Annotated in this window: 19 protein-coding genes, 1 pseudogene and 1 other annotated feature; of the genes and pseudogenes, 6 read left to right on the top strand and 14 right to left on the bottom strand. The window is 60.6% G+C overall.

The window, feature by feature from the left end; all coding sequences use genetic code 11:
* The first annotated feature begins 1 nt into the window (after position 1).
* Positions 2-1,012, top strand: coding sequence for a terephthalate 1,2-dioxygenase reductase TphA1I (gene tphA1I, locus QYQ99_RS18665; RefSeq protein WP_302089490.1), 1,011 nt, complete (start codon positions 2-4; stop codon positions 1,010-1,012).
* 347 nt (positions 1,013-1,359) lie between these two features.
* Here tphA1I and QYQ99_RS18660 read toward each other — a convergent pair whose 3' ends face one another.
* From QYQ99_RS18660 to QYQ99_RS18610, 11 genes are all read right to left on the bottom strand, one after another.
* Positions 1,360-1,776: a MarR family winged helix-turn-helix transcriptional regulator gene (locus QYQ99_RS18660; RefSeq protein WP_302089489.1), complete on the bottom strand. Its 417-nt coding sequence runs from the start codon at positions 1,774-1,776 to the stop codon at positions 1,360-1,362.
* 165 nt (positions 1,777-1,941) lie between these two features.
* Positions 1,942-2,699, bottom strand: a protein-coding gene (locus tag QYQ99_RS18655) for an IS5 family transposase (protein ID WP_302089488.1) whose coding sequence is annotated in 2 segments (ribosomal slippage) — positions 1,942-2,360 and positions 2,360-2,699 — 759 coding nt in all. Because the reading frame shifts where the segments join, the coding sequence is not laid out codon by codon here.
* A 106-nt stretch (positions 2,700-2,805) separates the two neighbouring features.
* Positions 2,806-4,037, bottom strand: a protein-coding gene (locus tag QYQ99_RS18650; protein ID WP_437439045.1) for an IS3 family transposase whose coding sequence is annotated in 2 segments (ribosomal slippage) — positions 2,806-3,746 and positions 3,746-4,037 — 1,233 coding nt in all. Because the reading frame shifts where the segments join, the coding sequence is not laid out codon by codon here.
* Positions 3,643-3,759: a sequence feature (AL1L pseudoknot), on the bottom strand. It overlaps the preceding gene by 117 nt.
* 109 nt (positions 4,038-4,146) lie before the next feature.
* Positions 4,147-4,416, bottom strand: coding sequence for a hypothetical protein (locus QYQ99_RS18645; RefSeq protein WP_302089486.1), 270 nt, complete (start codon positions 4,414-4,416; stop codon positions 4,147-4,149).
* A 77-nt stretch (positions 4,417-4,493) separates the two neighbouring features.
* Positions 4,494-5,246 carry a sulfite exporter TauE/SafE family protein gene (locus QYQ99_RS18640; RefSeq protein WP_302089485.1) on the bottom strand — a complete coding sequence of 251 codons (753 nt, stop codon included), beginning with the start codon at positions 5,244-5,246 and terminating at the stop codon, positions 4,494-4,496.
* Between the two features lie 20 nt (positions 5,247-5,266).
* A complete protein-coding gene (locus tag QYQ99_RS18635) occupies positions 5,267-6,256 on the bottom strand; it encodes an ABC transporter substrate-binding protein (protein WP_302089484.1) in 990 nt (329 codons plus the stop codon).
* A 12-nt stretch (positions 6,257-6,268) separates the two neighbouring features.
* Positions 6,269-7,219 (bottom strand): PDR/VanB family oxidoreductase, encoded by a 951-nt coding sequence (locus QYQ99_RS18630; protein WP_367882818.1) that lies wholly within the window; start codon positions 7,217-7,219, stop codon positions 6,269-6,271.
* Entirely contained in the window at positions 7,216-8,397 is a 1,182-nt protein-coding gene (locus QYQ99_RS18625; protein ID WP_302089483.1) for a Gfo/Idh/MocA family oxidoreductase, read from the bottom strand. The genes QYQ99_RS18630 and QYQ99_RS18625 overlap by 4 nt, the downstream gene beginning before the upstream one ends.
* Complete coding sequence (locus tag QYQ99_RS18620; protein WP_302089482.1) at positions 8,394-8,960, bottom strand: MarR family winged helix-turn-helix transcriptional regulator; 567 nt, start codon at positions 8,958-8,960, stop codon at positions 8,394-8,396. Before QYQ99_RS18620 ends, QYQ99_RS18625 begins: the two co-directional genes overlap by 4 nt.
* Before the next feature lie 71 nt (positions 8,961-9,031).
* A complete protein-coding gene (locus QYQ99_RS18615; protein ID WP_302089481.1) occupies positions 9,032-9,730 on the bottom strand; it encodes a class II aldolase/adducin family protein in 699 nt (232 codons plus the stop codon).
* The gene (locus QYQ99_RS18610) at positions 9,727-11,004 is read right to left on the bottom strand and encodes an aromatic ring-hydroxylating dioxygenase subunit alpha (RefSeq protein WP_302089480.1); all 1,278 of its coding nucleotides are present in this window, start codon (positions 11,002-11,004) and stop codon (positions 9,727-9,729) included. Before QYQ99_RS18610 ends, QYQ99_RS18615 begins: the two co-directional genes overlap by 4 nt.
* 507 nt (positions 11,005-11,511) lie before the next feature.
* Between QYQ99_RS18610 and QYQ99_RS18605 the strand changes: the two genes are divergently transcribed.
* From QYQ99_RS18605 to QYQ99_RS18585, 5 genes are all read left to right on the top strand, one after another.
* Entirely contained in the window at positions 11,512-12,480 is a 969-nt protein-coding gene (locus tag QYQ99_RS18605) for a Bug family tripartite tricarboxylate transporter substrate binding protein (protein ID WP_302089479.1), read from the top strand.
* Positions 12,481-12,604: 124 nt separating this feature from the next.
* Positions 12,605-13,729 carry a porin gene (locus QYQ99_RS18600; protein WP_302089478.1) on the top strand — a complete coding sequence of 375 codons (1,125 nt, stop codon included), beginning with the start codon at positions 12,605-12,607 and terminating at the stop codon, positions 13,727-13,729.
* 666 nt (positions 13,730-14,395) lie between these two features.
* On the top strand, positions 14,396-14,755 hold the full coding sequence (locus QYQ99_RS18595) for a hypothetical protein (RefSeq protein WP_046462172.1): 360 nt from the start codon (positions 14,396-14,398) through the stop codon (positions 14,753-14,755).
* Positions 14,756-14,846: 91 nt separating this feature from the next.
* Positions 14,847-16,178, top strand: a complete 1,332-nt coding sequence (locus QYQ99_RS18590; RefSeq protein ID WP_046462173.1) for a Rieske 2Fe-2S domain-containing protein — start codon at positions 14,847-14,849, stop codon at positions 16,176-16,178.
* A 19-nt stretch (positions 16,179-16,197) separates the two neighbouring features.
* Entirely contained in the window at positions 16,198-17,373 is a 1,176-nt protein-coding gene (locus QYQ99_RS18585) for a Gfo/Idh/MocA family protein (protein ID WP_046462176.1), read from the top strand.
* Between the two features lie 61 nt (positions 17,374-17,434).
* Here the strand turns inward: QYQ99_RS18585 and QYQ99_RS18580 are convergent, their stop codons facing one another.
* The 3 genes and pseudogenes from QYQ99_RS18580 to QYQ99_RS18570 all read right to left on the bottom strand — a co-directional run.
* Positions 17,435-18,028 (bottom strand): MarR family winged helix-turn-helix transcriptional regulator, encoded by a 594-nt coding sequence (locus tag QYQ99_RS18580; protein WP_046462883.1) that lies wholly within the window; start codon positions 18,026-18,028, stop codon positions 17,435-17,437.
* 290 nt (positions 18,029-18,318) lie between these two features.
* A complete protein-coding gene (locus QYQ99_RS18575; RefSeq protein ID WP_046462882.1) occupies positions 18,319-19,311 on the bottom strand; it encodes an ABC transporter substrate-binding protein in 993 nt (330 codons plus the stop codon).
* Positions 19,312-19,384: 73 nt separating this feature from the next.
* Positions 19,385-19,642 (bottom strand): annotated as a pseudogene (locus QYQ99_RS18570) (MFS transporter); the annotation flags it as partial.
* Positions 19,643-19,743: the final 101 nt, after the last annotated feature.

Here is a 19,743-nt window from a genome sequence, read left to right as displayed (position 1 = left end):
CATGAACCACCAGATCCATATCCACGACTCTGATATCGCGTTCCCCTGCGCGCCCGGGCAATCCGTGCTGGATGCCGCCCTGCAGGCCGGCATCGAACTACCTTATTCCTGCCGCAAAGGTAGCTGTGGCAATTGTGCGAGCGTCCTGCTCAAAGGAAATATTACTTCCTTCAATGGCATGGCCGTGCGCAGCGAACTCTGCACCTCGGAGCAGGTATTGCTGTGCGGCTGCACCGCCGCCAGCGATATACGTATCCAGCCGAGCTCCTTTCGCCGCATCGACCCAGAAGCCCGCAAACGTTTTACGGCCAAGGTGTACAGCAATACACTGGCGGCTCCCGATGTCTCGCTGCTGCGCCTGCGCCTGCCTGCGGGCAAGCGCGCCAAATTTGAAGCCGGCCAATACCTGCTGATTCACCTCGACGACGGGGAAAGCCGCAGCTACTCTATGGCCAATCCACCCCATGAGAGCGATGGCATCACATTGCATATCAGGCATGTACCGGGTGGTCGCTTCAGCACTATCGTCCAGCAGTTGAAGTCTGGTGACACATTGGAGATCGAACTGCCATTCGGCAGTATCGCACTGAAGCCTGACGACACCAGGCCCCTGATTTGCGTTGCAGGTGGCACGGGATTTGCGCCCATTAAATCCGTTCTTGATGACTTAGCCAAACGCAAGGTTCAGCGCGACATCACGCTGCTATGGGGGGCTCGCAACCCCTCTGGCCTGTATCTCCCTAGTGCCATCGACAAGTGGCGCAAAACTTGGCCGCAGTTTCGCTACATTGCAGCTATCACCGACCTAGGCGATATGCCTGCGGATGCTCACGCAGGTCGGGTGGATGACGCACTACGCACACACTTTGGCAACCTGCACGATCATGTGGTGCACTGCTGTGGCTCACCCTCCCTGGTTCAATCAGTGCGCACAGCAGCTTCCGATATGGGCCTGTTAGCACAGGACTTCCACGCGGATGTTTTTGCGACGAGCCCGACTGGTAGCCACTAGAAGTAGCTATCCATGCGATATCAACACGGCGGGCTTGAGGCGGGTATAAAAGCATTCACGCCATTGACGACGAACTTGCTTCCTTGACGCCTGTGTTGATATTGACGCCAACGGTCAGGCCTTTCTAGCTAGCCCAGCTTACAGGTTTTCCCGCAGCAAACTGTAGCCGGTCTAGAAGCGGCTGCAGTACTGTTCGACGACGTTTGCATGCTGACGCCCCCTCTCTTGAAATTCGTGTTGCCCTTGACTTGCTACGTCGCCTCCGTCATCGCCAGCTTGAATGCCACTTTGCTTGCCAGCGCTGGATTTGCCGGCACATACACATCGCCACAGAGAGTTGCAACTTACTACCGCATGAGTTGACGAGAAAGTTGAAGAAAACATAGACGTTCTGCATCACTCAGGGGCTGAAGTATTTCATCCTGCAGACCCCGAACTAGCGGCAGCAACACTGAACGAACACGCTCGCCTTCGGTTGTCAACGAAAGCTCGCGCGCCCTACGATCCCGTTCATTGACAACTCGACGAATCCAGCCCTTCTGCTCCAGTCGATCGATGACGCCACCGATGGTGGCCCGATCGTAGGCAATCATTTCCGCGACACGCGCCTGATCCGTGGCAGGCTGAGCATCAATGGCATCAAGAGCTGCAAATTGAACAGGTGTCAGATCAAAGCCCGCAGCCTGGGTGCGCTGGACGAAAACCTGAGTTGCTTGCTGATGTAAGCGGCGTATCAACTGCCCCGCCATGTCGAGTGAGTCCATCACTACGCTCCGTTTTTATGGTCAAGTCTGTAATAGATACGTCAACTGCGCCATCTTTTGATAAGTACACATTCAATATTGACACATATAGTATGTATAAATATTATTAGTAAACACTTCAATAGATCATCTTTGCTTTCAATCTAAGGAGACTAGGGCGTGTCATCAAATGAGCCAAACGACAGCGGCCGCCAGATGAATCGCACCCAGGAAAGCAAAGGCGGTTTTGTCATAGCGCGTGGCGATGGCCCGATACTGCTTCAGGCGTGCGAAGAAGTTCTCGATCAGATGACGTGCCTTGTACAGATGCCTGTCATATTCGCGCTGCACGGTACGCGTGCGAATACTGGGGATGACCACGCCCTTGTCCGCTTTCAGTAGGGGTTGGACCACTCGCTGCTGTGCGTCATAGGCCTTGTCGGCGATGACCATCTGCGCATCGATGTCCTTGAGCAGGACATCGGCGCCCTGCAGGTCCGAGGCTTGGCCGGCCGTGAGCACGAAGCCTGTGGGATTACCCAACGCATCCACGGTGGCGTGGATCTTGGTGCTCAGGCCTCCCCGGCTGCGTCCGATAGCTTGCGCCCCAGCCCCCCTTTACCGCCTGCGCTGTGCTGGTGCGCCCGCACGATGGTGGCATCGATCATGGCGTATTCGTTGTCTGCGTTCTGGGCCAGGGCTTCAAAGAGGCGTTGCCACACACCGCGTCGGCTCCAGCGCATATGGCGCAGGTGCACCACGCGGAAATCTCCGAATCGTTCAGGCAGGTCGCGCCAGGCAATGCCCGCGCGATAGCGGTAGAGCACAGCGTCGACGAACAGGCGGTTGTTCTTGGCAGGCGCTCCAACGTGCCCGGCCCTGCCGGGTAACAGGTCTTGGATCTGAGCCCACTGCCTATCTGTCAGAGCGTATCTGCGATTCATGCTCCTGATAACGAAGCAGCACTCCAATTTGATGACACGCCCTAGAGCCAGCACGGTATCGCCAGTTTGAATCGCCCCGGGATTCGCGGAGGCTGTTTGGTTTAAGTCAGGCCACCACCTCGGTGTTATGACTGGCGAGTTGCCGGTAGTAGTTTGCCTCGGCTTCTGCTGGCGGGATATACCCGATGGGTTCGAGCAGGCGATGGTGGTTGAACCACGACACCCATTCGAGCGTTGCGAACTCCACGGTCTCCTTGGTTTTCCAGGGTGCTCGGCGATGAATGAGTTCGGCCTTGTAGAGTCCGTTTATGGTCTCGGCCAAGGCGTTGTCATAGCTGTCGCCCTTGCTTCCCACTGACGGTTCGATGCCCGCTTCTGCCAGTCGTTCGGTGTAGCGAATGCTGACGTACTGCGAGCCCCTGTCGGAGTGACAGACCAGGCTTCCATCGCGTTCAGGCTGCCGGGCGTAGAGAGCTTGCTCCAGCGCATCAAGTACGAAGTCCGTTCGCATTGAGCTGCTCACCCGCCAGCCGACGATGCGCCTGGCAAACACATCGATGACGAAGGCCACGTACAGCCAGCCCTGCCAGGTCGAGACGTACGTGAAGTCGCTGACCCACAACTGGTTGGGCCGCTCGGCACGGAACTGCCGGTTCACCCGGTCCAACGGGCATGGCGCCTTCGCATCGCCGACCGTGGTGCGCACGACCTTGCCGCGCATCACGCCACGCAGTCCGAGCCTGCGCATCAATCGCTCGACCGTACAGCGGGCCACGACAACACCTTCGCGTGCCAGTTGCCGCCACACCTTGTCGGCGCCGTAGACCTGCATGTTGGCCTGCCAGACACGTTCAATCTGTGGCATCAGCATCTCGTCGCGATGAGCCCGGGCACAGCGCTTGTGGGGCTCGCGCAGCAGCGCCGCATGCCTTCGATATGCCGACGGGGCGACCTGCAAGACCTTGCAGAGCGGCTCGACCCCGAAGGCATCGCGATGTTTGTCGATGAAGTCCTTCAGGACTTGAGCCGGCGGTCGAGCTCCGCCTGGGCGAAAAACGCGCTGGCCAGCTTCAATATCTCATTGGCCCGGCGCAGTTCCTTGACCTCTCGCTCCAGTTCCTTCATCCGCTGGGCCTCACTGGTCGTGACGCCTTCGCGCACGCCGGTGTCGACTTCGGCACGCTTGACCCATTCGTTCAAGGTCTGCGGCACACATCCAATCTTCGGTGCGATGGACTCGATGGCCGCCCACAGCGACGGGTACTCCCCTCGGTGCTCCTGCACCATCCTCACCGCACGCTCACGCACCTCGGGTGAGAACTTGTTCGACTTGCTCATGGCTCAATCCTCTCAGAGTGTTGAGCCTCCTCAAAACCCTGGGCGATTCATTACACAGCCCGTGCGCCAAGGTGCAATCGAGGTGGGTCGCATGGGTGGGAAACCAGTCTTACAGCGCATCCGCAAAGCGCCGACAGGGCAGCATGTCACCTTGCTGCAACCGGAACCGCTCCTCGGCGGTCGACTGGAGCACGGCCCCGTGCTCGTCCATGTGGCACTGGCGGGGTAGAAAGCCAGCTTCCTCCCTCCAGCGGTCCTCGTCGCCAAAGTGCACGCTCAGGTGCTCGATCATGGCATCCAGCACCCCCGGCAAGATTTCGTCGGGAGCTAGCGGCAGGTCGCCCAGACAGACCACGAAGTCCTCGTGCAGGTGATCCATGGTCGCATGGCCGAGGAGAAGGATCTCGTCGCCCCAGACCAAGGGCCCTGCTCGGCCACAAGGATAGGGGGCGTGATTCATTTGAACAATAGTACTGTTGCCAGCACAGTCAGAAAGGCCAGCAACAGCGCGCGAAAGCGTGCCTCGCTGAGTCGGTAACGGATTTTCTTGCCCAGTGCCAGGCCAAGCAACATGGGAAGGACGGTGGCACAAGACATCAGCAGCTCGTAGGTGCCGAAGCGGCCATACCAGACCATGGCCGAATACATGAACACTGAACCGAAAAGGTAGATGATGCTAATGCTGCCGATAAACTCCTCGCGGCGGAGGTTCAGCGCCATCAAGTAGGTGATGAGCACCGGGCTGGTGAGCGAGGACACGCCGCCCATCACACCGGCCGTGATGCCGGCCAGCACGCTGGCCGCGGTCTCGTAACGTGGCGCGATCCGCACGTTCGGCCGCGTGGCCATCAGCAGCACCGAGACCAGGATTGCGCAGGCGAACATCACGTTCATCTGCTCAGCGGAAAGGCTGGAGGTCAGGCGCACCGTGAGCACGACGGACAGTAGCTGCGACACAATCAGCCAGCGGAAGCGCTTGACGCTGTAGAGCGGCGACCCAGACTCGACCGTCTGAGCCATATTGGACCACAGCACCGGCACCACCATCAGGCCGATGGCCTGGGCCGGAGGCACGAAGAGGGACAACATGGGCACAGCCAGCATACCCATGCCCACTCCCATCGCGCCCTTGACAATCCCCGCCAACAGCACGATGCCAGAGCCTGCCAGCAGAAAAAGTGCCCAGGCCTCGGGCTGGAACTCGCTCATGGGGTGGACCATACTGCGCCTCAGATGCTGTAGCTCTCGTAGGTCGACGGATGGAACAGCTCGGACAGCTCGACCTTGCGTGCCGACAGACCCTGCGCATGATGGTGACGCAGGAAGGCCTCGATGGTCCGGGTATTAGGTGCCACCCCGTAGGACCAGAAGTCCTCGCCCAGCAGTTCGCGCGCGGCCTTGAGCTGTTCTTCGACGAAAGGCAGCGTAACCTTGGTGGCCGAGGTGTCGGCCAGTAATTCGAGCGCCCGGGCCTTGGACTCGCCGAAGGCCTTGAACAGGGCTGCGGGCAGCCAGGGGTGCTGCTGCACCAGCTCCTTGCGCACGCCGACCACGTGCATGATGGGGAAGATGCCGGTGCGTGCGTAGTAGTTCTTCGCAATGACGATGGGATCGTCGAACAGCCAGCCCACCTGAGGGTTTGCGAGGGCGGGCCCGCTTGGTGGACGCGGCGCGATGAAAGCATCGATCTCGCCCTGGTCGAGCAGGTCAGAGATGGTGCGCCCCTCGGGTGCGTTCGTCACGTTGACGCCGGGCGGCAAGTTCAGCTTGATCTTCTCGGGACGACCCGGCGTGTCGATACCACCGCGCACCCAGGTCACGTCTTCCGGCCGGATGCCGTAATCGTCCTGCAGGATCGAACGTGCCCAGACAATGGCTGTGAGCTGGTACTCGGGGATGCCGATGCTGCAGCCTTTGAGGTCCTCGGGACGTCGGATGCGGTCTTTGCGCACGTAGATCGAGGTGTGGCGGAACGCGCGCGAGAGGAAGACCGGGATGGCTATGTAGGGGCTGTCGCCGGCCGCGTGCTTGACGACGTAGCTGGAGAAGGACAACTCAGTGACGTCGAAATCACGGTTGCGCATGGCGCGGAAGAACATCTCCTCCGGGCTGAGCAGCATGTAGACAGGGTCGCAGCCATCGATCTGGACCCGGCCGTCGAACAGCGCTCGATTGCGGTCGTAGTCGCCCATGGCGACCGAGATTTGCAGTTGGGACATGGTGGTGTTTTCTCAGAGGTCGATTTCGATCACGGAACTCTTGGCGCGGGAAACGCAAATCATGATCTCGCTGTCATACTCGGACTCGTCCAGCACAAAATCGCGGTGGTCGGCGCAACCGCTCAGCAGCGTGGTACGGCAGGAGCCGCAGGTGCCGCTTTCGCAGGAGGCCGGAGCAGGGATGCCTGCGTCGCGCAGCACCGTGAGGATGCTGGTGCCGCAGGGTACCTCGAAGCTGCGGCCGCTGCGCGCCAGCCGAACTGTGAAGGGCTGGTCGGCCTGCTCCTGTGGCTGCTCGCTGGTACCGAAGTCCTCGAAATGCACGCTGCCGGCAATCCAATGCGCACTGTGCTCGCGCACCGCCTGCATCAGCCGGCGCGGGCCACAGCAGTAGACATGCTGACCCGGCGCCTGCTCCTTCAGCAGCGCCTGCAGATCCAAGCGACTGCCTGCATCACCCTCGGTGCAGTGCAAGGTGACACGCCCGGCCAGCGGGCCTTCCAGCAATTCCTGCACAAACGGTGCAGTGGCGCGGCTGCTGGCCAAATAGACGATGCGGAATTCGGCACCGCGCGCCAGCAGTTCCTGCGCCATCGCCAGGATGGGCGTGATGCCTATGCCCCCGGCAATCAGCAGGTGTCTCTGGGCGCCTTCGGCCAGCGGGAAGTAGTTCAGCGGCAGCGAGGTCGGCAGTGTGTCGCCGGGCTCTACGGTGTCGCACAGGCTCATCGAGCCGCCGCCTCCCGCTGCCTCGCGCTTGATCGCGATGCTAAAACGGTCAGTTTCACGCGGACTGTTGCACAGAGAATAACGGCGAGTCAGGCCAGCCGGAGCGAGCACGGTCACGTGGGAGCCAGCATCAAAGGCGGGCAGCGGGGCGCCGTCGGCGCGCGCCAACTCGAACAGAAAGACATCGGGTGCGATGCAGCGTTTGCTCGCAACCCGCAGAGGCATCATCGTCATGGCTGAACTTTGTGATCGGAAACATGGGGGGCGACCTGCTCGTGCAACAGCACCTCGGCTCCATTAACGGACGAGGCAATCGCAGCTAGGCAGATCTCGAGATTGGCCAAGCCCCAGCGACCATCATGGGTCGCCGGCACCTTGCCACGGATGGCGTCGTGCAGCTCTTCTAGCACGAGGTCGCGTGGGCTGCGGTCGGTCGGCAAAATGATTTCGCGGCGCTCACCTTCGGTGTAGACCAACAAGCCCTGCGGCGACTGGCGGATGTCGCCGCGCTCACAGCTCACCAGAGTGAGGCCGAAGGTGGGCTGAAACGGTGCCTGAGCCGGAATGGCCGTGAGCGCGCGCTCCTTCTTAGCCCGCAGTTCCTCCTCGGGGCTACGCGCCGTCTGTGCACGCCTGCCGTGGCTACCCGGCACTTCCTCGAAGCCCCATTCGGAAATATGACCGGTCAGTTCACTGCTGGCCAAACCTCCGTAGCCGTTATAGATCGCAGTGGCGGCGGCGCCATCTTCAAAATCGATCCAGACCGAGTGGGCGCCTATCGAGCGACGTTCGGGATGCCAGTCAAAGGTGCGCGCACGCACGCTGCGTGCGCGCCCGCCACACAGCAAGCGCAACACATCGAACTGGTGCGAGCCCTGGCGGAAGGTCACACCGCCGCCTTGTGCCACGTCGAATTCGCTGGCCCGGCGTGGCCGGTGCATCCAGTCGCTGTAGCACCAAGTATTGACCATGCGCACACGGCCTAGTTCACCGGAGGCGATCAATTCGTGCATGCGCCGCACCGGCAGATCATGGCTGTGTGAATGACCGACCAGCAGGATGATGCCAGCGCTCTCTGCGGCCTGCGCCATCGTGCGAGCGTCCTCCAAGCAGACCGCCATCGGCTTCTCGACCAGCACATGCTTGCCGGCTGCGGCCGCTTCGAGCACCTGCGCCGCATGCAGATCGGTCGGCGTCGCGACCAGCACCGCGTCCAGACCCGGGTGCTTGAGCATCTCGGTCAACGAGGCATAAGCGCGCACGCCGTACAGCTCGCTGAACTTATGGCGCACCTCGTCGGCGGGGTCAGCGCATGCCACCCAGTCAAAGCCGAGGTTCTTGCGTAAAGCGGGAATAAAGGCAATGCCAGCGGCCCCCAGCCCTGCCACACCGATGCGAATGGTGGGCGTCATACGGGCTCCTCCTGCGCAGTCGCACGCAGGCGTTCAGCAAACGCCTGGGCGTCGACCCCGAGGTTGCTGATCAGCGACAGCAGCGTGCGACGCGTGACCGCTAAGTCCTCAGCGGGAATGCCCTCGGTGGCGACCTGGTTCACCTCCTCGGCGCAAGCGACGATGCGCGAGCGCAGTGCAGCACCCTGGCGGGTGAGGAAAACGCGGATCTCCTTGCGATTTTGCGGCAGTTTCTTGCGCAGAATCCAGCCAGCCTGCTCTATGCTCTTGAGCGCACCCACTGCAGCCGGCTCGCTCACGCCAGCCTGTTCGCACAACTGACGCTGCGTTAGGCCATCGGTCTGCCACAAGATGCGCAGAAAGGTCCAATGGCCATAGGACACGCCGTGCTCGCGCAGCCGCCGCTGCAGCGCGCTCGAAGTGCCGCGGTAGGCATCTTTGATCAGGTGCGCCACTCGCTCATCGTGTAGCGCCTCGCGCCAGTCGCGCACGGACTCAGGCTCACGGTGGGCCGTGGCCGGAGCTGCTGCGCGCTTTTTGGCAGCGGCCGGGGAATCAATCATGGGTGCTGTGTTCATGTACACGAGTCTGACATATGGAAGAACCGGCCGACCGGCCGCCTAAGTGCGTCGACTCAGACGCTGCTGCGCAGCGTACGCCGCGCAAGGTAGTCAAAGTTGATGCTGTACTGCTCGGCCGTGGTGGTATTGCGATGCAAGCGCTGGATATCGTCGTCCGGGAACTCAAAAGTCGAGGAGCCCGCAGCATCGGCCAGCAGTTGGATCTGGCAGGCGTTCTCCAGCAGGATGGTCAGAATAGTCGCCTCGTCCACCGTCGCACCCACCACGGCAACGCCATGGCTGCGCATCAACACGGCCTTGTGCGAGCCGAGTGACTTGGCCACGCCAGCGCCCATGGGCTGGCTGCGGATCAAGTCCACCGTCTCATCGAAGACCGGCAGGCCATCGCAGAAAGCGATGCTGGGCTGGCTGATCGGGCGCAGAGGACGGCCGCTCGAAGACAGCGCCACCGCATGCGTGGGGTGCACGTGGATCACGCTGTTGACGTCGGGCCGTGCCTTGTAGATCTCCGAGTGGATGTAGACCTCGCTGTGCTTGCGACCGCCGCCGCCCACCTTTTCCCCCTCCAAGTTGCAAATCACGATGTTCTCCAGCGTCACCTCGTCGAAGCCACGGCTGTGCGGCTTCATGTAGAAATGTGTGGGGTCACCAGGCATGCGTATCGACACATGACCCCGGGTTAGGTCGCCCAGGCCCTCGGAGTCGAGGATGCGGCAGGCGTCGATCAGACGCTGACGGATGTCCTGGGTCATGCTGCGACCCCTTCTGCCTTGGCGCGCTCAACGCCCTCGAATATCTCGACCACGGCGTGGATGATTGGCGAGTATCTGGCGTGGGTGCGCAGCGCGAAGGAGGCGAAACCATCGCTGTTGTGGTGCTTTTTGCGCTCGTTGGGCAGGTCGATGCGGCGGTTGCGTGCCGGATCGCGGATGATGCCCATGGGGTCTTGCCCCTCCTGCACCTTCTTGATCTCGCGCCTGAGCATGCGACGGTACATCATGATGCCCTTGTCGGTGGCGCCCAGGTTCTCGGCGCTGCGGTCAGCGATGCGGCCCTGGGTGATCCAGGCCATCATGTCCTGGCCGTCGACGTTGTCGACGATGAACTCACCGGTCTTCTCGTCCTTGAAGGGCACGTTGTAGACATGCACGGTGTTGAGCAAATGCGGGGCCACCTCGGAGCCGGCCGGTGGCACGTAGGCGTTGTACCAGAGATGAAGCGTGTTCTCGTCATCCACCGGCACGCGGATCTGAAAGGAGAAGTAGCGACTCTTCTCGTCGCCGTTGCCCACCGCCAGCATATTGGGGAACACGATCGGGTGGCCGATGCGCCAGTCGTCGCCGTCTTCCGAGTGGCCAGCCAGCAAACGGTGCTTGGTCATGCCGAACTCGAACTCCTTGAAGTCGATCTTCTCGTGCTTGGTGCTGATGGCAACCTTGATGCCATCTTTTTCGTTCATGAACTCGTGGTGGTGTCCGTGCAGCCATTCGGTGTGGATCGGGTCCAGCGAGTTCTCCATGCACTGCAGCCAGTTGATAGGCAACACCACCTTGCCCATCTGACGGATGGTGCCTGGATGCACAAAGCCGTCGAAGCGAGGCAGTTCAGGCGCCGGCAGCGGGCCCAAATAGGCGAAATGCAGGCCGCCCAGCTCCTGGACTGGGTAGGCGCTGGTGCCAACCTTCTCACGGAAGTTCGGGTTGTCAATTTCGTTGGGCTGGTTCAAGCACTTGCCCTCGGCGCTGAACTCCCAGCCGTGGTAGGGGCAGCGAATACCGTTCTCCGTAGGGATTCCATGCAGCAAGGAGGCGCGGCGGTGTGTGCACTGCTCGCCGACCAGACCCACACGGCCCTGGCGATCGCGAAACAGCACCAGGTCCTCTCCGAGCAGGCGCACCTTGCGCGTCCACTTGCCGTCCAGTTCGGACACAGCGCCGATCGGCTGCCAGTAGCGGCGCATCAGCTCACCCATAGGCGTGCCGGGGCCCACGCGGGTCAGAAGTTCATTGATCTCTGGGGTTTCCATGGTAGAGGCTCCTTTTTAATTAACTTAAGTGGTTAATGAAATTTGATCGAAATTTACTTCACCATGTGCCGAATTGCAAGCCAATGGAGCAATAAATATTCGGTGCTTACCCTTATGCCTATGTCATCGACAGCTGGATGATGGCTGTGGTCCGCTCTTTTTTCTTCCGTAAGAAGCAAGGAAACGCGCCCCCCCACCCCTCGAAGAAATCCCCTCAGAAAGCGCATGAATGCTGGATTTATATGTAGATCATCAGCGAAAGATCACATCAGGTCCGCTGCCTCGAACGCGAAAGGCATCCCGATCTTGAGTCATGAATGACATCTCCTTGTCATCAGTGAATATCCTCTAAAACAGAGTGTTGACTTGCATCAGGTCGTTGCCGAATAATTAAAAATATCGTTAACCACTTAATTATATATGGATAAACACCCATCTCACCTAAATCACGAGCCCCACACTGCGGGCACTCAAGTCAGCCCTCCACCTGCCCCACATTCAACGAACATGCCGTCCCATCGTCGCCTCTTTGCGCTCACGCTTGCGCTGGTCTGCACCCTGCCCACTCTGTCTCACGCCGCCGAGCGCCCGGTCCGCGTGATCGTCCCCTACGCCACCGGGGGAGACCTCGACACCCTCGCGCGCATCTTCTCGGAGAAGATGGGCGCGGAACTCAAGGAAAACTGGATCGTCGAGAACATCGCTGGCGGCAACGGCCGCATCGGAACAAGTCGAATGCTGCAAGCTAAGCCTGACGGCAGCACCCTGCTCTTCAGCTCTAGCATTCACTACCTTGCGCCGCTCGTTACTAAGGGAACGCCTTACGACCCGATCGCCGACTTCGTCCCGGTCGGCCCCGTCGTGCGTACGCCTATGGTCCTGGTGGCTAGCCCAGCGCTAGTCAAGGCCGACCGACTGGGCGAGGTCATTGCCGACATGAAGACAGCCCCCGGCAAATACACCTTTGCCCACCCCGGCCGCGGGGCATCCGGTCATATCGCCTCGGAAATCTTCATGGATGCGGCCAAGGTGCGCGGCACGATCGTGCCCTATAACGGCACCGGCAAAGCGATCCTCGATGTGATGGGCGGCTCGGTGAGCTTCGTCTTCATGACGCCGTTGCTGGCATCTCACCACCTGGACTCCGGGAAGCTCAAGCCTATTGCGACGACATCGCAAACGCGGCTGTCGGGCCCGCTCAAGCACATTCCGACCACCGCCGAGGCGGGGTTGCCGAGCGTGGCGACCAAAAACGTCTACGGCTTCTGGGCCGCCAAGGGCTTGCCTGCGGCGGAACTCACCCGCCTAAGCGATGCCCTGCGCAAGGTCACCGAAATGCCCGATATAAAGCAGCGCCTGGAAACGCTGGGGATGCAGCCGACCTGGGAGTCCCCTGCCACCTTTGCCCAGAACATCGAAGAGGAGCTCAAGCAAACTCGTGCGGTACTGACGCGGGCAGGAGTCCAACCGGAATGACGAGCCAACAGCCACTCATGCGGACGCTGGAAGGCTGTGCTTAGGGCAGCCCGTGAAGAATCAAGCGCATTGTGAAGAAGAGGAATTAGGGCAAAGGCCCGAAAACAAAATGAAGGAGACACCAATGATCCAACTAGCCAAGCATGCTGTGATATGCGCAGTGTTGCTCAACGTTTGCGGAGCAGCTAACGCACAAGGAAGCGTCACCATTTATGGACGCCTAGACTCCGGCGTCGACTCACCCCACTCGGGCGGCTCCAGCATCAGTCGCGTGTATTCGGGCGGCAGCGCTGGTAGTAACCTAGGTTTCCGAGGTGTAGAGAACCTGGGAGGAGGGCTCTCCGCCGTCTTTCGCCTAGAGCAAGGCTTCTACCTCGACGCAGGTACGTTGGCCCAAGGCGGCCGTGCGTTCGGGCGCGAAGCATCGGTTGGCCTCAGCGATACAAGGCTCGGTACCGTGCAGATGGGGCGCATTCCTACGCCCTACTATTCAGTACAGGGTAATGTGGATGCCTTCATCCGGGAGGGGGCGGGCGGGCTGCTGGCGCTCACCCGAAATATTAATGCAACCACGCAGCGTCAGGTGTTGCCGATGGGGGTAGCGGCGCGCCAAGACAACGCCATCAGTTATGTATCCCCGCGCTGGGATGGCCTTGAGGTGCGCGGGCAGTATTCCTTTGGTGAGAAGTCCGTGACGATCGGTCGCGGTTACGGCGTATCTGCGCGCTATCAGATTGGCGGCTTCGACCTCAATGCTGGCTTCCAGCGACAGGAGGGCGCGGACAACATTGCCTCGGGCAAGGTCTCGGCATTGGTGCTTGGAGGATCCTATGATGCCCGCTTCGCCAAGTTTTTCCTCGGCACGACGGTTGAGAAGAACTCCTGCAGCACCTGCACCGGCGGCATCGCCCGACTGCCAGGAACTTCCACGAGCGAGTTTAGGTTGATCAACGTCGGCGTGCGCGTGCCATTCGGGCCGTTCACCGCCATTGCCCAGTTCACCCGAGTTAACGACCGCACCGACTACACGGCCACGACTGGCAATCGCGATGCCAATTGGATTGCCCTTGGTGGTGACTATGACCTGTCTAAGCGAACGCGTCTCTACTTTGGCGCCGCACGGATTACCAACAAGAACGGATCGCAGTACGTACTGGGCACCGGAACTGCTCAAGCTCCAGCAACGTTAGTCGGCTCGGCGAACGGAAGCTCGCACAATATCTACATGGGGGTCCGGCACAACTTCTGAGGGCTGCTCATGGCGTAACTTAGCGTCCTTTCAATGCTTTGTTGCGTCTAACAAAAAGTATCGGTGGAGTAGCTATTCCCAAGGTTTGGTGCCGGAGAAATTCGGCACTTTTTTATGGCGTTGCCAACAGACAAAGCCCTGGGCCAAGCCAGCATCGTCACCAACAAGCCTGGTGCAGCCAGCAACATCGGAGCAGCGCCGTGGCTCGCACCAAACCGGAAGGCTACACCATGCCGACATGCCGACATGCCGACATGCCGACATGGCGAACCAGCACGCTGGCCGCCAATCCTCACATCGACTCCAAGCTAACTTACATCGCCGAAAAAGACTTTGCCCCAGTAGGTCCTGCTGGTGCGCTTTCGCGTACTGCTGGTGGTCAACAGCCAGCAGCCCATCAAGAGCTACGACGAATTTCAAGCCTGGGGCAAGGATGCTATTCCACTGCAGGCCAGCGCAGGCAGCCCCACCACTTGGCGACCGAGCTGCAGCGCATGCGCTGCGGGTTGAACTTCGTGCACGCGCCCTACCGCAGTGCAGCACCGGCCGTTCAGGACGCGCAGCTCGACAGATCCCCTTCATGTTCGTAGATACGGCATGAGTCTGCAGCATGTGTAGGGCGGCAAGATCCAGGCGACCGGCGTCGCCAGCCCGAAGCTCCTGAGCATGCTCAAGGATGTGGCCACGCCGGACGATCAAGACCTCAAAGGGCTCGAAGCCTATGCCGGCCGGGCGTGGTCGTACTCGCAGCCACGCCCAAATCTCGAAACCCTGGCCAGCGCTTTGGCAACGCCCGAAGCCAAGAAGGCTGAGGCTAGAGATCTCCTCAGCACACCAGAAGCCGTAGCCGACTATGCCCGCGCCGAGCGCGCTAAGTGGATCAAGTCGAGCAACATCAAGCTGGATTGCCTACCTCTGACACAGCATCCAAAGCCCTCCCGGAAAATTCCGGGAGGGCTTTGTTTCATGTCTCTCGATCAAAGGTTTGCGATTGTCCGCAGGCCGCCACCTATCGACGCCACATAGTCTTGGCAAACAAACTTGCCAATATAAGTAGATCTCTAATATAATTTAATAAACTTCACTGCTGAAGGCGAGTAATCGCCAGGAGACAACGATGCTGACTCATGAAGAAAACGAATTGCTGTGCCGCGTAGAAGGCGAAGCCCCCATGGGCAAGCTGATGCGCCAACACTGGACCCCGATCTGCCTGATTGAAGAGGTCAGCGAACCGGACGGCGCACCGGTCAAGGCGCGCATCCTCGGCGAAGACCTTGTCGTGTTCCGCGACAGCGAAGGCCGCGTCGGCGTGGTCGGCGAGTACTGCCCGCACCGCCGCGCCTCGCTGGTCTACGGCCGCAACGAAGACGGCGGCCTGCGCTGCCTGTACCACGGCTGGAAGTTCGACGTGCAAGGCAACGTACTCGAAATGGTCTCCGAGCCCGCCTCCAGCGGCATGGCCGAAAAAGTCAAGCACACAGCCTATCCGACCAAGGAATGGGGCGGCATGGTCTGGGCCTACATGGGTGCTCAGGACGCCGTCCCCGAATTCGTCGCTCCCGCCTGGGCACCGACGGCTGATACCCGTGTGAGCATCGGCAAGGTGCTGCTGCCCTGCAACTGGGCACAGATCCTCGAAGGCGCCATCGATTCCGCACACAGCTCCAGCCTGCACTCGTCGGATTTCGTGCCGGCACGCGTGACCGGCGCCGAAGCCACGGACAAGAACTGGCTGCGCCCCTCCACCGACAAGGCTCCCCGCCTGCAGGTCCAGCGCACCGAATATGGTTTCCGCTACGCCGCCCTGCGCCGCCCGATCTTCAATGCCACCACGCACGACTATGTTCGCTCGACCGTGTTCGTCGCACCCGGCACCGTGCTGATTCCGCCGAACAACCTGTACAACGTCGCCAACGTCAACGTGCCGATGGACGACACCAATACGGTGTTCTACTTTATCGCCTGGGGTGATGCAGCCGCCACACCAGAAACCGAAACCTGGCGCAAGTTCCTGCACACGCAGATCGGCCCGGATCTGGACGAGCGCTTCCGTCCGCTGCGCAACCACGAGAACCGCTTCTGGCAAGACCGCCAGGCCATGAAGGCCGGCAACTTCACCGGCATCACGGGCTTCCCGAACCAGGACATCGCCATGTGGGTCACGATGGGCCCCATCGCCGACCGTTCAGACGAACGTCTGGGCGCCAGTGACCTCGCCATTGTCGAGTTCCGTCGTCGCATGCTCGATGCCATCGCCGAATACAAGCAGGACGGCAAGGCCATCGGTACCGGTGCCAAGGCAATCCCTGGCACGGTCTGCTCGTACCAGGCCGTGGTGCCGAAGGAAACCGATTGGCGTGAATACCAGGTCCGCTACGTGAGCGCCAAGCATGCCGTGTCGGACGAACAATCCGCCGTGGCCGCGACCGACTACCAGGTCAAGCAGTAATCAACGGATGGAAGTGGCCATGGAACAGCGCCGTTTGCGCATCGGGGTTGCAGGACTGGGGCGGGCATTCTCGCTGATGCTGCCCACCTTCCTGCAGGACCCCAGGGTTCAGCTCGTTGCCGCGTGCGACCCTCGCGAAGAGGCCCGGCAGCAGTTCGCTGCCGACTTCAACGCAAGGACTTACACAGACGTGCAGGACCTGGCCGAAGACCCGGATGTGGAGGCCATCTACGTGGCCAGCCCGCACCAATTCCACGCCCAGCACACCGAGATTGCTGCAGCCAGGGGCAAGCATGTGCTGGTCGAGAAACCGATGGCGCTCAACGCGGCCGACTGTGATCGCATGATCGCGGCCTGCCGCGCCGCGAACGTGCATCTGATCGTCGGGCACTGCCACAGTTTCGATACACCGTACCGGCGCACGCGCGAACTGATCCGCTCGGGCGATTTCGGTGCGGTGAGGATGATCCAGGCTTTCAACTACACCGATTACCTGTACCGTCCGCGCCGACCCGAAGAACTGATGACGGCCGAAGGCGGTGGTGCCGTCTTCAGCCAGGCTGCACACCAGGTCGATATCGTGCGAATGCTCGCAGGCTCACGTGCCACGCGCTTGCGCGCAAGCGTTGGCCGCTGGGATCCACTGCGCCCGACCGAAGGCGCCTATTCCGCCCTGATCTGGTTCGAGAACGGCGCATATGCCTCACTCTCGTACAACGGCTACGGTCACTTCAACAGTGACGAGTGGACCGGCTGGATCGGCGAAATGGGCGATCACCTGAATCCGGATGCCTACGGCAGTGCGCGCAAGCGCCTGGCCACCATTGCCTCGGCAGAGGACGAAGCCAAGCTCAAGGCTGCCGGTACGTACGGTGGTGCCGACTACAAGCCCCCCTCGCTGGCAGCAGAAGAACCGACACGCAGTCATCAGCACTTCGGCCCGGTGATCGTGTCCTGCGAACGCGCCGACTTGCGCCCCCTGCCCGATTCCGTCGTCGTGTACGGCGACCAGCAGCGCGAAACGCTTGCTCTCTCGCGCCCGACCGTGCCGCGCGCCGAAGTGATCGACGAACTGTGCGATGCCGTAATCCTGGGCCAGGCCCCCCTGCATGATGGGGAGTGGGCAAAAGGCACGCTGGAAATCTGCATCGCGATTCTGAAGTCGAGCGAAATGGGTACGGACGTACTGCTCTGACGACAGGCTCCAGGAAAGAAAAAACCTCGCAGTGCGAGGTTTTTTCTTTCCTGGAGCCTGTTCAACAGTTTTCGCACTCCTCGCCGCGAGCGGCAATCAGGTGCCCCATTTCCCGAGTAGAAGGAATCCGCAGCAGCGAGTCATGTGCCTTCTCGGCTTCGTCGCATGCCATGTTCTCGATGATCGTGAGCAGCACCTTGCGCGCGATGTCGATCTCCGAGCCTTTCAGGCCCTTGACGCTGATCTCATTCACTTCTTCGGCCAATGGAACCAGCTTGCTTTCCAGGCTGCGACCGCGAGGCGTGAGATACACATGAGTATTCTTGCGGTTGCCGGGCGCATAGCGGCGTTCGACGTATCCCAGCTTCTCCATCGCCGACACCGCACTGAAAGTGGTCGGCGTGGTGGTACCAGCCTCGTCGCTGAGTTCCTTCTGCGTCAGTCCATCGGTGACCCACAGAATGCGCAGAAACGCCCAGTGACCGAAAGAAACTTCATACTGAGCCAGGCGCATCTGCAGCCCCCGAACCATCGCCCGGCCTGCATCCTTCACCAGGTGAGCGAGACGATCATCCGGTACGGCCTCGCGCCAATGCCGCAAGATAGGGTTCTCTTTGGAATCCGGTGCCTTGCTGGGAGAGGGTCTGGCTGTCATGCTTTCTCCTTCGCGGCCATCGTCAGAATGCTTGAAATCATAGTGCCTTCACAAGTGCACGAACCGCTTCCTCGGTTCTGAACTCATGCTTTGTCAATTCAAAAGGTATGCCAACCACACCGATACGAACAAGCCGGGCATCAAGGTATCGGTACGGATACCTTGCGCCATCACAGGGCGAGTGCATTGTAGACGTGATACCGCGGCGAACGGAAAAGCAGACTGTACATACAAAACGCCGCGCACCTGGTCAACCAGGTGCGCGGCAATATCCGCAGCAGCTGATGAGATCAGATCTTGAAGCTCTCCAGGCTGGCCGGGTGGAACAGCTCGGCAGGCTGGAGGCGGCGGCTCGATAGGCCTTCTGCATGGTGCTGCGCGAGGAAACGGTCAACCACATGGGCATTCTCGGCAAAACCATACGACCAGAAATCCTGGCCCATTAGGCGGCGCGCATTGCGCAACTGGTCCTCGATGAACGGCAGCGTGACCTTGGTGGCCGATGTGTCGCTCAGGCGCGTCAGTGCTACCGCCTTGGAATGCTCGAAGGCCTTGACCAGTGCGCCGGGCAGCCAGGGATGCTGCTCTGCCAGGGTCTTGCGCACGCCGAGCGTGTGCATGATCGGGAACAGCTTGCGACGCTCATACCATTCGGCCGCAGCCTTCTGCGGATCCTCGAACAGGTACTTGACCTGCGGGTGACCATGGTCGAAGCACGATGGGGCACGCGGCCCGATCACGCCATCAATTTCGCCATCGGCCAGCAGGTTCGAGATGGTGCGGCCTTCCGGCGCGTTCACCAGCGACACACCTTCAGGCAGCTTCAGCGAGATCTTCTCAATGCGGGTCGGATCTTCGTAGCCGCCACGCACCCATTGGATGTCGGAGGCCTTCACGCCGTATTCCTCTTCCAGGAACATGCGCACCCACACATTGGCGGTCAGTTGGTATTCGGGCACGCCGATGCGCTTGCCCTTGAGGTCGGCCGGGCTGTTGATGCCGCGATCGGCACGCACGTAGACCGAGCTGTGGCGGAATGCCCGCGAAGGGAACACCGGCACGGCAATGTACGGCGAGGTGCCAGCTGCGGTCTTCACCGAATAGCTGCTGAGCGACAGCTCGCAGATGTCGTAGTCTGCGGTGCGGAACGCACGGAAGAAGATCTCTTCCGGATCCTGCAGCATGAACACAGGGTCCACACCGTCGATCTGGACGTCGCCGTCGATCAGCGGACGCATCCGGTCGTAATTGCCCACCGCGATGGACAGTTGAAGCTTGCTCATGTTGATTCCTTTGTGACGATCAAAAGCGATTCAGAGCGCATTGTCATGCGCCGGTTTGTGGTGCCTGCTGGCGTGGCACCTCCAGCAGGATGTAGCCAATGAAGAACAGACTCATGCCCAGACCGTAAGCGCCATCGCTCAGACCAAGATCGTGCTTCAGGTGCAACTGCGCAAAGCTGATGTTGACGCGCTCAAGATAGTTGAGCACCCAGCAGAAGAACAGGAAGCTCATCAGCCTGAGAGTGATCTTGCGATAGGTTGTCTCGACGATTGCCGGACCGGAAGCTTGATGCGGAAGCGCACCCACGTAGTTCAACGTGGAATCTGTCATTTCGGAGTCTCTTGGAGGCGTTTTGTCTGCTGCCGACTTGACCTGGCGGAGCAGCGAACACGTCTGAGTTCGCTTTACCAGCCGACGCAACCAAGCCTTAA

The sequence above is a fragment of the Comamonas testosteroni genome (assembly GCF_030505195.1).
Taxonomy (GTDB): domain Bacteria; phylum Pseudomonadota; class Gammaproteobacteria; order Burkholderiales; family Burkholderiaceae_C; genus Comamonas; species Comamonas testosteroni_G.
The sequence above is the reverse complement of the archived record's forward strand: the minus strand, read 5'-3'. Positions and strand labels throughout refer to the sequence as shown.